Source organism: Phytohabitans aurantiacus (assembly GCF_027923225.1).
Classification (GTDB): domain Bacteria; phylum Actinomycetota; class Actinomycetes; order Mycobacteriales; family Micromonosporaceae; genus Phytohabitans; species Phytohabitans aurantiacus.
The window spans coordinates 19,996-34,835 of the sequence record NZ_BSDI01000034.1; the positions used below are offsets into that span (position 1 = coordinate 19,996).

The following is a 14,840-nucleotide window of genomic DNA, read 5'->3' on the forward strand; positions in this document are numbered from 1 at the left end:
GTCAGCCGGCGAACGCCTCGAGCGGCCGCGCTGTCAGATCCGTGGCCGCTCGCGGCATCGAGCGGCCACCACTGTCGGTAACCGACGGGACAGCGCGGTGGGATGTGCCGGCATGTTCGGCACTTCGGGTCCACCGCGGTTTCGTGGCTCACCGCGAAGTGCCGGCACCTTCCTGCGGGCGGTGCCGGTCGGGCTCGGCAGTTCGGCACTGCCGCTGGCACTGAGGCACTTTCGGCAGTTCGGCACTGCCACGGCAGTCGTCGCTGGGCAGTGCCGTCGGCACTTGTGGCCACTCGCCAGCGCCGTGGCGGTTCGGACCTTCGACGGGCCGAACTGCCGAATGCGCCGGAACTGCGCACGGCAGTCCAACCAGAGCGGCGCCGCCGCGGGCGCCGGTGTTACGGCGCCGACATCGATCGCGGCGTGAAGGTAGCACCGGGCCAGGTGTACCAGGGAGATCGAAGGTGCCGGGTGCAGCGGACGGTTCTGACAGGGGCGTGTTTGTCAGAGCCTTGTCAGATCGGGCCTCCGGCCGCGGCTGGGCTTTCCCAGAGCCTAATCAGCTCCGTCGCGCCTGTTCGGCGGCGGCTGCCATCCGCGCCCGGCGGCGGACGCCGAGCCGGGTGCGGAAAGTCTGACAGTGCAGCTCGCGGCCGGTTTTCAACACGTAGAAAGTCTCTGACAGCCGACGCGCTGTCAGATTTTTATTCCTGACAGTCGATGTCTGTCAGATTCGTTGGGCGTACCGCGTAGTGGGCGAAAACCGCCGTTGACCTGCTCTGTCAGACCGCTGTCAGAGGGCCGTGGCGCACTAGGGCCGACCGCCGCGCCTGCGGCACCTCCCACTGCATTCGGTTTGGAGCCCATCCCCATGAGCGAGTCCGACCTCCACGACGACTGGCCGGCGTCCGCGCTGCAGGCCGCCGACAAAGCGTTCGCGGCGTTGACTATCGACCCGGCACCGCTGACCCTCGACTGCGCGGCGCTGATCGCCGACGGCGCTTCCTCCTGCGGGACTGCCGGAACGGCAGACGCCGGCACTGCCGCATCCGGCACTTCTGGCACTTCCGGGACCGGCACTTACGGCACTGCCGAGTCCGATGTTCGCCGCACGACCGCCGCCGGATGCGCCGACCCAACCGCCGGCAGTTTCAGCGCGTCGGCACCATCCGGCAATGACCTTGATGTGCCGCCCGACGAGGTGCCGTTGCCGGCACTGCGGGACTGGCTGATGGCACATCCAAACGCCTACACCGCCCGTGACGCTGTGTGGCGGGAGCTGATCCGCCGTGCCCGGCAGGGCAAGCCAGAGTGGGTGATCGCCGCCGTCGGGATGGCCATGCCGGCACTGGTCGCCATGGCCGGCACCCTCGCCGCCGGGTACCGCGGCGAGGCGGCCGACATCGACGCGGAGGTCCTGACCGGGTTCCTGGAGGCCCTGCGCGGCGGCGTGGACCCGGCCCGCGACGCCCCGCACGCCAGCCTGTGCTTCGCCGCCTGGCGCGCCGGCCGGGAACTGCGCCTAGCCCAGCAGCGGTACCTGCTCGTGGAAGACATCGAACACGCGGCCGCCACGTCCCGCCTGCCATGCCAGCCGTACGGGCACGTCGACCTACTGGTCTACCGCGCGCAGGCCCTCGGGCTCATCGACAGCGAAGACGTCGAGCCGTACATCGCGATCCGTCTGGGCCGGCGCACTCCCGAACTGGTCGCCGAGGCCCAAGGCATCGACCTGGACATGCTGCGGATGCGCCTCAACCGCGCCGACACCCGCCTCGCGTGGGCGCTCAACACCGGCATCCTCACCGGACCGTTCTCCCCCCAGGTGCGCGAGGAACTGGCCAAACGCCACGACACACGCACCAAGATCCGGGCGGGCAAGGCCGCCGCGGCACGCCGCGGCGGCCGGCGTCCCCGGACCAGCCCCGCCGCCGCGGCGGCCTGAACGACCAGCTTCCCTACCCGTCCTGTCCTCGGCGGGCCCGGCGCGACCACCGCGCCGGGCCCGTCGCTATGCCTGGGCCAGCCATGTCAGCCGCCGCGTGTCAGCCGCTGCCCGCTGGGCGGATGCGCACACCGCAGCACGTGAGCACCGACCGCAGCCACCTACTGTCGGGTGCTCCTGGTCTGACACAGAATCTGACAGCCGATCTGACAGGCGCGATTGTCGCGCCGCTGATCGCCGATTCCGGGCCCGCGCGCCGATCCCCGGATACGCCAATTGACCTGCACTGTCAGATCCCTGAATGCCCTTGCCAGATCGCAGGGTGTTCGCCACATCTGTCAAAGACCGGTTGGTGGGTGCAGCGGTTCTCGTCGGCGCCATCCAAGGCCCGGTCCCCGGGGACGCTGCCCGCCGTCGGGCTAGTCGGAGGCACGCGCGTCTCGTGTGCCCCGGGTGCCGCGCCCCTTTTGATGCGCTGACACCACATCGAAACCGCCAACCCGCCAAGGGAGGACGAGCTCCTCCCGGGGATCACCACGCGGTTCGCCCGTTCACCTCCCGCCATGACCGGCGGCGGACCCCTATCCGTCTTACGGCATTCGCCCCAGCTGCCCGCACCCGCCCAGGTGCGGCACGGGGCGGGAGGTGAACCCCAATGTCCCGCACGCGAGTTCCGCGCGCTCTCACATTCCTGTTCCGTCGCGCCGCACGGCGGCGCCTCACCTGGGCTCGGGCCGGCGCTATCGCCGTACACCTGGCCACCATCGTGCTCCTGGTCTCGGTGCCCGCAGCGGCGTTCGCAGACCCGGGCACCCCCGTCAACCTGGCGGCCAACAGCCTGCCCGTCGTCATCGACAAGCTCCAGGACTGGATCATGGGACTCCTGGCCGCGATAGCCACCTTGTTCCTCGTTCTGGCCGGGGTCTACTGGGCCACCGCGGGCGGCGATCCCGCCCAGGTCGACAAGGCCAAAGGGGCGGGCAAGAACGCTCTGATCGGCTACGGCCTGGCGGTGTTGGCCCCGGTCCTGCTCGAGGTCGTGCAGGGCATCGTCGGGAAGCCGTGATGGGCTGGCTTATCCCGGTCGTGGAGATCCTGAACCGGTTCCTCGACTGGGTCTGCGAGCAGATCCTCGCCAGCTTCGACGCGGTTCTCGGCGCGATCACCGGATTCCTGCTGATCACACCGAACGTGACGGGCATGCCGCAGGTGCAGGCCCTCACGGGACGGGCCACCTGGGTCGTGGACACGGTCTTCGTCCTGGCATTCGTCACCGCCGGGATCCTGGTCATGATCTCCGGCGGCGATGAGAATTCCCGCTACACGGTCAAGGACCTGGCCCCCCGCCTGGTCGTGGGATTCGTTAGCGCCCATTTCTCCCAGCTGTTGTGCGGCATGGCCATCGACGTGGCCAACGGCCTGACCGAGGCGTTGTCCGACCCCAGCCACGGCTCGGACGGCGCGTTCGTCGCGATCAAGACACACGTCTACGCCGCCTCAAGCGACAAGTCCGGGCTGCCGGCGATGCTGTTCGCGATCGTCGCCCTGCTGATCACGGTGCTGCTCGCGATGACCGCGTTCAGCCTGGTCGTGCGGTTCTCCACGCTGCTGGTGCTCACGGCCGCGGCGCCGCTCGCGTTGGCCTGCCACGCGCTGCCGCAGACCGACGGCATCGCACGGCTGTGGTGGCGTAGCTACGCCGGCTGCCTGGCCACACCGGTGTTGCAGGCGATGATGCTGCAGGCCGGGCAGTGGATGCTGCTCGATCCGCAGTACATGAAGCCCGCGCTGGGCAAGTTCCTGGATCCCGGCCCGATCTTCAACCTGTTCGTCGTCATGGTGCTGCTCTGGTACACAGTCAAGATCCCCGGCCTGATCGGCCGGTACATGTCTCAGTCCGGGAGTAACACCAGCTTCCTCGGCGCGGCCGTCCGCGTGGTGGTCGTTCAGCAGTTGACACGGGCCGTTCCTGGCCTGGGCCGAGCGCGGGCGGTGGCCCGATGACCGGCACCCGCGATGACGAACAGGTCCGCGCCCGCATGCCCGCAGACGTGGACGCGCCAGACAAAGTGTTGTACGGGCTGACGTTCCGGCAGTTGGCGATCCTCGCGATCGCCGCCGTGGTGTTCTACGGCGGTTGGCGGTCGTTGCACACTCTGCTGCCGGTCCCGGTGGTGCTAGGTGCCAGCGTGGTGCTGGGCGGTTTGGTGTTCGGGCTGGCCGTCGGGCGCCGCGACGGGCTGCCGATGGACCGGTGGCTGCTGGCCTCGGTCCGTCACCACCGAGCGTCGAAGGCGCTGTCGACCACCGACACGGCCAGCCGCACACCCGGCTGGGTGGACGCTGCGGCTGGGCGGATGCCGCTGCCGGCGCCGCTGAAACTGCCCGCTCAAGCGATCGCCGACGACGGTGAGATCGCCTTGCCGGGCGCGTCGGCGGCGATCGTCGCGGCCACCACCGTGAACCTCGGCTTGCGCACCTCCGGCGAGCAGCAGGCCCTTGTGGACACGTTCGGCCGCTGGCTCAACAGCCTGTCGACGCCGACGCAGGTGGTGGTCTCCGCGCAGCCGGTCAACCTGGCCAGCCACGCCACCGGCTTGCAGGACTCTGCTCACCGGCTGCCGCACCCGGCGTTGGAGACGGCCTGTGCCGACCACGCCCGATTCCTGGACGACCTGGCCCACCGGCGCGATCCGCTGCGCCGGCAGGTCCTCATCGTCACCCGCGCCCCAGCCGGCGGTGGACGCGGTGGGCATGCCGCCCGCCGCCGCGCGGACGACACGGTCCGCTCGCTGTCGGGGCTGGGTGTGACCACCCGTGCCCTGGATGGGGACGCGGCCACCGCCGCGATCGCGGCCTGCGCCGACCCGTACCGGCCGCCCCGCCAAGGCGGCCTGGCCGCACCCGACGCGGTGATCACCGGGGCGCCACCCCCACGCTCCCGCAGAAAGAAGGCATCGTCATGAAAGGACTACTGCACCGCCGGACCGCACGCGACCGTGATACTCCAGCCACCTCCACCGGTGGGGTGGCCGGGGTGGTCGCGCCGGCGTCGGTGGAGGTGACCCCCCGTTTCTTGCGGGTCGGTGACGGGTACGCGGCCACCCTGGTGGTGACTGGGTATCCGGCCGAAGTCGGGCCGGGCTGGCTGGAGCCCCTGCTGGCCTGGCCAGGCCGGCTCGACCTGGCCCTGCACATCGACCCGCTGCCCGCGCCGGTCGCCGCGTCGCGGCTGCGCACCCAACGGGCCCGCCTCGAATCGTCCCGGCGGGCGGACAGCGACAGGGGCAAGCTGTCCGACCCGTACGTCGAGGCGGCGGCCGAGGACGCCGCCGACCTGGCCCAACGCCTCGCCCGAGGCGCCGCGAAACTGTTCAGGGTCGGCCTGTATCTGACCGTGCACGCCCGCACCGAGGCCGAGCTGCTGGAGGCGTGCGCGCAGGTCAAGGCCGCCGCCGCGTCCACGCTCCTGGAGGTGCAGCCGGCGACCTGGCGGCACCTGGCCGGCTGGACCACCACTCTGCCCCTCGCGACCGACTCGCTGCAGATGCTGCGCACCATGGACACCCAAGCCCTCGCAGCGGCGTTTCCCCTTGCCAGCCCCGATTTGCCGGCGCCGCTGCCGGGTGACCCGCCAGTCACCGGTGGCGTGCTCTACGGCGTCAACCCGGCCTCCAACGGGATCGTCTGGTGGGACCGGTGGAGCCAGGAGAACTACAACTCCGTCGTCCTCGCCAGGAGCGGTGCCGGCAAGAGCTACTTCGTGAAACTCGAAGTGCTCCGAAACCTGTACCAGGGCGTCCACATATCCATTGTGGACCCCGAGGATGAGTACCTGCGGCTCGCCGAAGCCGTCGGCGGCACCGTGGTCCGACTCGGCATGCCCGGCGTGAAAATCAACCCGCTCGATCTACCGGTCGGTGACCACCGGCCCGACGTCCTGACCCGACGCGGCCTGTTCCTGCACACCGTCATCTCGGTCCTGGTCGGGCACCCGCCGCCGCCGGCCGAGCGCGCCGCCCTGGACAGGGCGATCCTGGCCGTCTACCGGCAGGCCGGCATCACCGCCGACCCGCACACCCACACCCGCCCGGCGCCACTGCTCAAAGACCTGGTCGGCTGCCTGGAAACCGACCCCGAGCCGGCCGCCGCGCAGCTCGCCGCCCGGCTAGCGCCGTGGGTGCACGGCAGCTTCGCCGACCTGTTCAACGGCCCCACGACCCACGCCCCGCTCGGGCACCTCGTCGTGTGGAGCCTGCGGCACCTGCCCGACGAGTTGCGCACCATCGGCACCCTGCTCGCCCTGGACCACATCTGGCGGCAGGTCGACCTACCTGTCCAGTCCCGGTCCGCGGCGACGCCGCCGGTGCGCCGCATCGTCGTCGTAGACGAGGCGTGGCTGCTCATGCGCGACGGCGAAGGCGCACGGTTTCTGTTCCGCATGAGCAAGGCGGCCCGCAAACGGTTCGCCGGACTCACCGTCATCACGCAGGACGTCGCAGACGTGCTCGGCACCGAACTGGGCCAGGCCGTGGTGTCCAACGCCGCCACCCAGGTACTGCTCAAGCAGGCCCCGCAAGCGATCGACGCGCTCGCCGACGCGTTCTCCCTCACCGGCGGAGAACGCCGGCTGCTGCTGGGCGCCCGCCAAGGCCAGGGACTGCTCATCTGCGGGATAGCCCGCACCGGCTTCGAAGCCATCAGCTCCGAACAGGAGCACGCCCTGTGCACCACCAACCCCGCCGAACTCTACGACGACCAAGAAGACGAGGACGACCTGTGAAACCCCCACCCCCGATACTTTCCAACCTGGCGACCGACCCGGCGCCCGCCCTCCACGGGGCGGGCGCCGAACTGTTTTCGGCCCTCGCCGCCGAGCCCGACCTTTCCCCGCCCGCGAGCTGGGTGTGGCACGCCGGGACCTGGGCGATCGACCGGCCGTGGCTGGCCGCTGTCGCCGCCGCAGCCCTGGTGATGTGGATCGCCGGCCGGAACCTGCTCGCCGGGTGGCGGCACCGCCGGCACGCCACCGGCGCCCGCCTGGTCACCATCGCCCCGCCGCCGCAGGTGGACCCGCACAGCTCGGCGGCGTTCCTGGCCAACCTCGCCGGCACGCTCACCCCGGTCCGCTGGCGGCGACTGCTGTACGGCACCCCGCACGTCGCGTGGCAATACACCTGGACGGGGCGGCAACTGCTGGTGTCGGTCTGGGTACCCGGCAGCGTCCCCCAGGGCGCGGTCGAGGCCGCCGTGCGCGGCGCCTGGCCCGGCGCCGCCTGCACCACCACCGACGCCGCCGATCCGATCCCCGCCGACGCGGTAGCCGCCACCGGCGGGCACCTGTCGCCGACCGCGGCCGAGTGGCTGCCGTTCCACACCGACCACGAGGCCGACCCGCTGCGCGCGTTGATGGCGGCCGGCGCCCAGCTACGCGACGGCGAGTACGCCTGCGTACAGATCCTCGCCCGTCCCGCATCCCCCAGGCGTGCCGCACGGGCCCGCCGGGCCGCCGGCCGGCTACGCGACGGCAAGACCGCCATCCCGACGATCAACCCCGCCGCCCCGCTGCTATGGCTCATCGAGGTCTTCCAGACGGGATCCTCCGCGCGGAGCCGGGCACCGTCGGCCGGTGCGGCCTCACGGCGGGATCCCAGCGTGGAACGCGACGTGCGGGCCATCCTCGACAAGACCAGCCACGTGCTGTGGCAGACCGGCATCCGCTACTGCGTCGCAGACACCAACACGCGCGAAGGCTCCCAGCCGAAGGCCCGGCTGCGGGGGATCGCCGACGCGGTCGCGTCCAGCTTCGCCGTGCACTCCGGCCGCAACCGGCTGACCCACCGCACCCGCATGCCGCACCCCGTGCGAGTGCTCGCCGCCCGCCGGCTCGGCCCCGGCTTCCTCACCGCCGCCCCCGAACTGGCCGCGCTCGCCGCGCTGCCGCAGGACCTGGCCGTACCCGGCCTGGACCGCGCGCGGGCCAAGTCGATGCCGGCCCCGGTCGCGGTCCCGACCGGAGGCCGCGGCGTCACAGTGCTCGGCGACGCCGAGATCGGCGGCCACCCGGTCGCCCTGGCCGTGCCCGACGCCCGGTATCACCTGCACATGGTGGGCTCCACCGGCTCGGGCAAGACCACCCTGCTCGCCAACATGATCATCGACGGCATCGTGGCCGGCCGGGGCACCGTGGTAATCGACCCACACGGCGACCTCGTCACCGACATCCTCGACCGGCTGCCCGCCTCGGTGGCCGACCGGGTGGTGCTGTTCGACCCCGACCAACCCAACCCGCCGACGCTGAACCCGCTCGAAGGCCGCGACCACGACCTGATCACCGACAACCTCGTGTCGATCTTCGGCAGCATCTTCGTCAAAGCGTGGGGGCCACGTATGGACGACGTCATGCGGGTGTCCTGCCTGACCCTGCTCAAACACGCCAACGTCACCCTGCAGCACATCCCACCGCTGTTGACCTCGGCGCAGTTCAGGTCCGAGATGACCGTCGACCTCGACGACCCCGAAGGCTTGGAAGGATTCTGGGCCTGGTACGACGAGATGACCCCAGCGCTGCGCTCCCAGGTCATCGGCCCGGTCCTGGCCCGGCTGCGCTCGTTCCTGCTCCGCGACTTCGTCAAGCGGGCGATGCGCTACCCGAAGTCCAGCTTCGACATGGGCGACATCCTCGACGGCGGCGTCCTGCTCGTGCGGATCCCCAAGGGCATGCTCGGCGAGGACACCAGCCGGCTACTCGGCTCGCTGATCCTGACCAAGGTGTGGCAGGCCGCCACCGCCCGCGCCAGCATCCCGGTCGAACAGCGCCGCGACGCCCAGATCGTCCTCGACGAATGCCAGAACTTCCTCACCTTGGCGTCCTCGTTGGACACGATGCTGGCCGAGGCCCGCAAGTACCGGCTATCCATGGTCCTGGCCCACCAGGATCTGGCCCAGTTCCCCCGGGACCTGCTGGCCGCGGTGTCCGCGAACGCCCGCAACAAGGTGTACTTCAGCGTCAGCCCCGAGGACGCGCGCGTCCTGGCCAGGCACACCATGCCAGAGCTCGACGAGCATGACCTCGCCCACCTGGACGTCTACACCGCGGTCGCCCGGCTCGTCGCCGACGGCCGGCAGACACCCACGTTCACCATGCGGACCCGGCCGCCGCGCCCGACCGTCGGTGAGGCCACCGCCATCCGGCAGGCCGCCGCCGAGGCGGTACCGGAGCAGGACACCAGCGCTATAGACGAGCTCGTCCAAAACTTGACCAAGCGGGAGAAGAAGGAACGCTCCCGCCGCCGCAAGCCCCCCTCAGCCAGCGGTGAGGGTGCCGGGGGTTCTGGCCGGTCGCGTCCTGCGGCGGGTGACCCGTCGCGTGACCCGTCGCGTCGCAACTGCGATCCCGGGCCTGACAGACAGTCCTGACCTGCCCTGTCAGTGCCGCACGTGGCCCCTTTCCGCCCTACCGGGCACCCCTTCCAGTTCCAGACACCCTCCGATAGGAGGGCACCGTCTTCCGCTAAGGAGCAACTCTGATGTACCGCCGTGTTCCACTCCCATCGACCAAACCAGACCCGCTGAGGGTCTACCGCCGTATCACCCCCCGCGATCGCCTGCTGATGTCCTGGCTGGCCGAGCACTACCTGCTGTCCACCGCCCAGATCGGTCGGGCGCTGTTCGACGCGCTGCGTACCGCGCAGATGCGACTCACGATCCTGCACCGGGAGCGGGTCCTGCACCGGTTCGCCTGGGCCGCCGCCGACGGCACCCCGGAAACGTCGTTCCTGTACACCCTCGGCCCGGTCGGGTTGCGCCGACACCCCACCGCCTACTTCGACCCCGACAACCTGGGGTTGAAGGCGCCGCGGTCCAGCGTCGACCGCGCCGAACGGATCGTGAACAGCAAGAGCCTGTACCACCGGCTCGGCGTCAACCAGTTCTTCGTCGACCTGCACGCGCAAACCCGCACCGGGTCCGACAGTCGGCTGCTGCGCTGGTGGTCCGAGCAGCACGCGACCGCCGCCTACAGCGGCACCAAACACACCCCCCAGGGCACCGTCAGGATCAACGTGTTCCCCGACGGGCACGGCATCTGGCACGCCGAAGGCCGCACCGTCGGGTTCTTCGTCGAACACGACCGCGACACCGAGAAACTCGCCGTCGTCGTGGCGAAACTGCGCGGCTACGAGAACCTGGCCCGCTACGGTGCAACCCGGTTCCCGGTGCTGCTCTGGGTACCGAACCAGCGTCGGGAAACCAGCCTGCTGCGGGTGCTGCGCGACGTACCCACCCGGATGCCGGTCGCCGTAGCCGTGCACGGCGACAATCCAGCCGGACCGGTCTGGGCGCTGACCTCGGACCCGTCGCACCGCCGGCACCTGCACAAGCTGCCCAGCGACCCCGGAGCAGACGGCTACCCCGACCCGGTCGGGCAGGCGTGGCCCGACGACGATGACGGTTTCCCGGACGAAGACGAGCTCGCCGACACCTGACAGACACCGAGGGTGTCTGTCAGGTGTCGGCAGCGCACCGTTGACAGATTCGGAGAATCTGTCAACGCAACAATCATCATCAATGAAGGTCTGACGGTGCAGGTCAGGGCGCTGCGCGGCTGATCGCGCAGGCGCGGTGCTGACAGATCAGGCCGTTACCGTTTCGGCAACACATCACCTCTATATATCTCCACCCCGGTTCGGTCCCACCTGACCGCCCACCGCCGCACTATGCGGTGTGTGCAACCCACCCGCCTTCGGGCCGGTCGGTACACGCGCCGCGCGGCGACCGGCAGGTCGCACCAACCACCCCGGCACCACCCGTCCCCAGTCCCTGTGAACCGACCCATGCAACCGGTGGGCCGGTCACGTCCGCGTGCGCTCACGCGCCGAACCCCGAGGAGGAAACAAACATGGCGAAGAAGACCCAGAAGAGCACCGGGCAGCCGCTGACACGGCACGGCTCACGCGTGCAGGAGGTGCTGTCGGCCAAGCCGACCACCACCGAACTGCCCGCGACGGTCATGCCGCCGCCGACGATCCGGTACAGCCTGGTGTGCCTGCCCGAGGAACTGCCCACGGCGGTTCTCTCGACAGGCCGCAACCTGGCCCGGCACCTCAACGTGCCAGCCAAGGCCTTCGCCGCCCTCTGGGCGAAGCCTGGCCTGTACCTGTGGCAGCGCCGGCAGCTGATCGGCCTGGGCAAAGACCGCCGCCCCGCCGTGTGCGCGGGTGGTCCGGTCAAGCTGATCGACCTGGCCGCGATGCGGCACGCCGCTCACCTCGGTGCCACCATGCGCCACAACATGTGGCACACGGCAACCCGCGGCACGCAGGTCGCGTCGCCGTGGCACGTCTTCCACGGCCGGCACCTGGCCGACCCGTCCGGGTACCCCCTGGACAAGGCCAAGGCCGACTTCGAAGGACAGCGACGAGTCGTCGCGATGCGGCTGCACAACACCAACTGGTTTGGGCCGGACAACGAACTCGACCCGCTCGAGCTGGATTTCTACCAGTGCGGCGCGGCCGCCTACGCCAACTACCGGGCGTTGCGGGCTATGTGTACCGACTCGGTCATCACCGAGAACGGGCAACGCATCCAGCCGGAGAGCGATTTGCTCCCGCACCGGCAAGCGTTCCTGGCAAAGGCCGTGCGGTACGTCGAGAACCTCGACCCACGCCAGCGCGTGCTGTGCGTAACGCACAACTAGCCAGCCTCCCCACGTTCCTCGCCTTCACCCGAAGACGCGGAAATCCACGGAACTGGCGACAACTCCAATGTGGAACCGGTTGGGATCCGTCACACCGTCCAGCACCCGAGGACAACCGTGACGACCCAACCGGCACCACCCACTGCCCGACCCCGGCGAAACATTCCCCGCACTCCCCGACCGACGCGGCACTACCACCTGGGCTCCGCTGCCGCAGGCGCGTCAGCGCCACGGTCCAGCGCCCGCCCGCCGGTTCGCCTCGCGTCCAGCCATCACAGCCGGGTCACACCCGCACCGACCCGACCCCCGAAGGAGGACCATGTCCATGCCCTCACGGCTTCACTTCGACCTCGCCCAAGTCGCCAAAGAGGCTCGCCAGGCTCTCATGGCCGATGCCAATGAAAGCCGCCCGTACGCTGGCCCCACCAACTGCGAGCCCGCGCTGTTGCTGTTCCGCCAAATCGAAACGGTATGGCTGCGCTCGAACGGCACCCCCCGAGGCGCCTTCGGGCTCCACCCCCCGCTCGGAGCCGGGGCACAGCCACGCGGCGCGGTCACGGTGCCGGCGTTCCAGGCTCCGACCATAAAACACCCGATCCTGCTGCCGCTGCTCAACGACAGCGGTCCACAGCTGGCCGACCTCATCTTCACCGGGTGGGCCCTCGGATACCCGCTGGCCATGTACGACCCCGGCACCGGCACCCTCGCCGTCGGACGACGCCGCCTGCGCGCTGCCCGCCCGCGACCCGAGAGCATCACCGCCATCAGCAGCCGACGATAACCGCCGACCGTGGGCGTGTCGCCCGCTCATTGACCAACCCGACAACAACAGATACGCCACCGAACTGTCCCAAACGTTGAGCGGCCCGGTGGGCCGCTCAACGTTTGCGTGCGCCATTGCGCGTCTAATGCGCCCCGGCAACGCCGCTGACCGGGCTCGGCCGTTAACCGCCGGGCCGGCGTGGCAAGGGTCCACCCCTTTCCTCCTCACCGCAACGCGTGCGGCGTTCCCGCGGAAGCGGCCGCCGCACGTCGGGTCCTCGCCCGCCTGCGGCTACAAGAGCCCTCGCCAGCAAGCCATCCGTCACCACTGAACTGTCCTGATTGGAGCAGATGTCACTGTGCCCACAAACTTCGACGGGTATGTCATCGCCAAAGTCACCTACTGCCTGTCCACGGTCCCGGACGTCGCCGGCGCCGGCCCGCTGCCGCCCAAAGGACTGGGCGCGGCGCTCGACCGTAGGTTGCTGGCCCGTCGCGATGCCAATCCCAGCTCGCTGATCCGACCGAGGCGATCAAGGGTCGCGACTTCCTGCGCCGGCGGACCTCGCCACGCTATCGACCTCGAACGGATGCGCCAGCGCGGCCACGAACGCGGTACACACCGCTACCAGCAGCTGGTCAACGGCTCGCCCACCGCTCAAACCCGTCAGTGGGAACGCCAACTCGCCGCGATCGACCCGATGCTGTGCCTGGAGTTCTGGCAGCTGCGGCAACAGGCCGCAGATGCCCTCGTCACAGTGGACGGGACGGTCCTTCGCCCGCAGGACACGTCGATCCTGGCACGGCTGTCGTACGCCCGTACCGCCGACGCCGTCCTGGCCGCGCTGCCCAGCGACGTGTACATCGTCGCCGTCAGGCTCTGACCGGACAAGGCCAACGCCAGCCCACCACCGAACACCAGCCGACATCGGCATACGTAGACGCGCACGAACCCCGCCTCAAACAACGGATACGGACAGAACTCCGGCTGGCCGACGCCCGACAACACCGTCACCTGGTACGCGGGCCAACTCCGAAAACACCCTGCCCCGTCTACCTCTCCCCTCCGCAGGCCCCCGGGACAGGCACCACACGGCTGCTGGCGCCGGCCTTCTGACCGTAGGCGACGAACACGCCCGTCCCCCGGGCTGGGGCGCCACACCAACGCCGCGGCCAGCGAAACGGCCGCCTTTACCTCTTCCAGGAACCACCCTCCTCCACATACTCCACAAAGGAGAACCGTGTCCGTACCCAGTCGACAACTGTTCGCCCTCGTCGGCGTGATCAACCCGGCCACGCAGGTGGTCCTAGCCCGCCCAATCGCACAACAGACCTACGCCGCGCACCTCCACGACGTGCTGCGGCAGCTTTGGCGGCACGTCTTCGCCGGCAACACCGGCAAGATGGCCGCCGCGCTGATCGCCACCGACTGGCAGTACCTGCATCCTGGCATCCAGCCGACAGCCCACGCGGCCATGACCGATGGCGACGTCATCGCCGGCGTAGGCGTAGCCGCCAGCGACAGCGTCCCTCAGCCGGCCAACGTCTGCCTCACCGAGGTCGGCGACCTCGGCGCCGAATGGCTGTGCCTCATTGATCCGGCCGGCGACACCGTCACGATCCACACCACCGGCGGCCAGTCGCGGGTGGTGTATCCCCTCGCTGGCTGAGCCAGATGCCCCAAGGCTACCCAAGAAACCCGGCCGGTCTGGGATGCCGAACATCCCCGGATATTGGCCTGCTCGAACGGAGTTCCCGTGGCTACCGATCTGTTTTTCAACCTCACCGACACCCTGCGGCTGGCCGAACACGCCCTCGCCGCACCCGAGCACAGCCCATCCATCAGCGAACAAGACGACGGGCAGCCCTGCCCCGGCGCGCTCGAATGGGTGGCCGACTGGGGCACCTATCTGATGTCCAGCGGCCTGCCCGGCCTGCGAGTCGATCCGCACGACCCTAACAGCTCGAACGTGGTCGTATACGCCGAAGGGTGGGGCCCGGACAGCGACCGCCTCGCCTTGGCGCACACCGACGTGGGCGGCGACGACTTCGTCGAACACCTGCACCTGAGCACCGTCGAGCGGCCCGGCGAGGCACCGCTGATCGACCTGCTGCGCACCGGCGCTAGAAACGGACGCCGCTACCTGGTCCTGCGTGTCGACGGCGACAAGGTCAGCGTTCGCCTGTCCCGCACCGGCCCCGCCACCCCGGTCGAGGGGACAGCACATCCGCCAGCACCTGACCGGCACGACTAGAACCTAGGGCGGCGTACGCCCTCGGACCTGGTGCGCGCCGTGCGGCTGGTCCACCTACCGGGCACGGATCCCGCGAGGTCTGGACCGGCGAACCGGTCCACGGCAGCGGCACACCGTTGGCCCTACCACCGCTCGGTACGTATCTACCCGCTTGCGAGTCCTCGGCGATGCCCCACCGCAG

At 70.0% G+C, this 14,840-nt stretch carries 12 protein-coding genes; all 12 read left to right on the forward strand.

What is annotated here, in order from left to right; translation table 11 throughout:
* Window positions 1–871 precede the first annotated feature (871 nt).
* The 12 genes from QMG73_RS29610 to QMG73_RS29665 all read left to right on the forward strand — a co-directional run bounded on the left by QMG73_RS29610 (window position 872) and on the right by QMG73_RS29665 (window position 14,659).
* Window positions 872–1,945 carry a hypothetical protein gene (locus QMG73_RS29610; protein WP_281901133.1) on the forward strand — a complete coding sequence of 358 codons (1,074 nt, stop codon included), beginning with the start codon at window positions 872–874 and terminating at the stop codon, window positions 1,943–1,945.
* Between the two features lie 655 nt (window positions 1,946–2,600).
* A complete protein-coding gene (locus QMG73_RS29615) occupies window positions 2,601–3,011 on the forward strand; it encodes a pilin (RefSeq protein ID WP_281901134.1) in 411 nt (136 codons plus the stop codon).
* The gene (locus tag QMG73_RS29620) at window positions 3,011–3,949 is read left to right on the forward strand and encodes a conjugal transfer protein TrbL family protein (protein WP_281901199.1); all 939 of its coding nucleotides are present in this window, start codon (window positions 3,011–3,013) and stop codon (window positions 3,947–3,949) included. The genes QMG73_RS29615 and QMG73_RS29620 overlap by 1 nt, the downstream gene beginning before the upstream one ends.
* On the forward strand, window positions 3,946–4,911 hold the full coding sequence (locus tag QMG73_RS29625) for a PrgI family protein (RefSeq protein WP_281901135.1): 966 nt from the start codon (window positions 3,946–3,948) through the stop codon (window positions 4,909–4,911). The genes QMG73_RS29620 and QMG73_RS29625 overlap by 4 nt, the downstream gene beginning before the upstream one ends.
* Window positions 4,908–6,728 (forward strand): VirB4 family type IV secretion system protein, encoded by a 1,821-nt coding sequence (locus QMG73_RS29630; RefSeq protein WP_281901136.1) that lies wholly within the window; start codon window positions 4,908–4,910, stop codon window positions 6,726–6,728. The genes QMG73_RS29625 and QMG73_RS29630 overlap by 4 nt, the downstream gene beginning before the upstream one ends.
* Window positions 6,729–6,919: 191 nt before the next feature.
* Window positions 6,920–9,364, forward strand: a complete 2,445-nt coding sequence (locus QMG73_RS29635) for a type IV secretion system DNA-binding domain-containing protein (RefSeq protein WP_281901200.1) — start codon at window positions 6,920–6,922, stop codon at window positions 9,362–9,364.
* A gap of 110 nt (window positions 9,365–9,474) precedes the next feature.
* Window positions 9,475–10,431, forward strand: coding sequence for a replication-relaxation family protein (locus QMG73_RS29640; protein WP_281901138.1), 957 nt, complete (start codon window positions 9,475–9,477; stop codon window positions 10,429–10,431).
* A 413-nt stretch (window positions 10,432–10,844) separates the two neighbouring features.
* Window positions 10,845–11,642, forward strand: coding sequence for a hypothetical protein (locus QMG73_RS29645; RefSeq protein WP_281901139.1), 798 nt, complete (start codon window positions 10,845–10,847; stop codon window positions 11,640–11,642).
* A 325-nt stretch (window positions 11,643–11,967) separates the two neighbouring features.
* Window positions 11,968–12,423: a hypothetical protein gene (locus QMG73_RS29650; protein WP_281901141.1), complete on the forward strand. Its 456-nt coding sequence runs from the start codon at window positions 11,968–11,970 to the stop codon at window positions 12,421–12,423.
* A 340-nt stretch (window positions 12,424–12,763) separates the two neighbouring features.
* On the forward strand, window positions 12,764–13,288 hold the full coding sequence (locus tag QMG73_RS29655; protein ID WP_281901143.1) for a hypothetical protein: 525 nt from the start codon (window positions 12,764–12,766) through the stop codon (window positions 13,286–13,288).
* Between the two features lie 357 nt (window positions 13,289–13,645).
* Window positions 13,646–14,074, forward strand: a complete 429-nt coding sequence (locus QMG73_RS29660) for a hypothetical protein (RefSeq protein ID WP_281901145.1) — start codon at window positions 13,646–13,648, stop codon at window positions 14,072–14,074.
* An 87-nt stretch (window positions 14,075–14,161) separates the two neighbouring features.
* Window positions 14,162–14,659, forward strand: a complete 498-nt coding sequence (locus tag QMG73_RS29665) for a DUF3085 domain-containing protein (RefSeq protein ID WP_281901147.1) — start codon at window positions 14,162–14,164, stop codon at window positions 14,657–14,659.
* Window positions 14,660–14,840 lie beyond the last annotated feature (181 nt).

Bases quoted from the DNA above. Each gene is read 5' to 3' on its own strand.
- QMG73_RS29645 (WP_281901139.1), top strand. From the start codon at position 10,845: ATGGCGAAGAAGACCCAGAAGAGCACCGGGCAGCCGCTGACACGGCAC.
- QMG73_RS29610 (WP_281901133.1), top strand. From the start codon at position 872: ATGAGCGAGTCCGACCTCCACGACGACTGGCCGGCGTCCGCGCTGCAG.
- QMG73_RS29650 (WP_281901141.1), top strand. From the start codon at position 11,968: ATGCCCTCACGGCTTCACTTCGACCTCGCCCAAGTCGCCAAAGAGGCT.
- QMG73_RS29635 (WP_281901200.1), top strand. From the start codon at position 6,920: ATGTGGATCGCCGGCCGGAACCTGCTCGCCGGGTGGCGGCACCGCCGG.
- QMG73_RS29630 (WP_281901136.1), top strand. From the start codon at position 4,908: ATGAAAGGACTACTGCACCGCCGGACCGCACGCGACCGTGATACTCCA.
- QMG73_RS29620 (WP_281901199.1), top strand. From the start codon at position 3,011: ATGGGCTGGCTTATCCCGGTCGTGGAGATCCTGAACCGGTTCCTCGAC.
- QMG73_RS29640 (WP_281901138.1), top strand. From the start codon at position 9,475: ATGTACCGCCGTGTTCCACTCCCATCGACCAAACCAGACCCGCTGAGG.
- QMG73_RS29625 (WP_281901135.1), top strand. From the start codon at position 3,946: ATGACCGGCACCCGCGATGACGAACAGGTCCGCGCCCGCATGCCCGCA.
- QMG73_RS29615 (WP_281901134.1), top strand. From the start codon at position 2,601: ATGTCCCGCACGCGAGTTCCGCGCGCTCTCACATTCCTGTTCCGTCGC.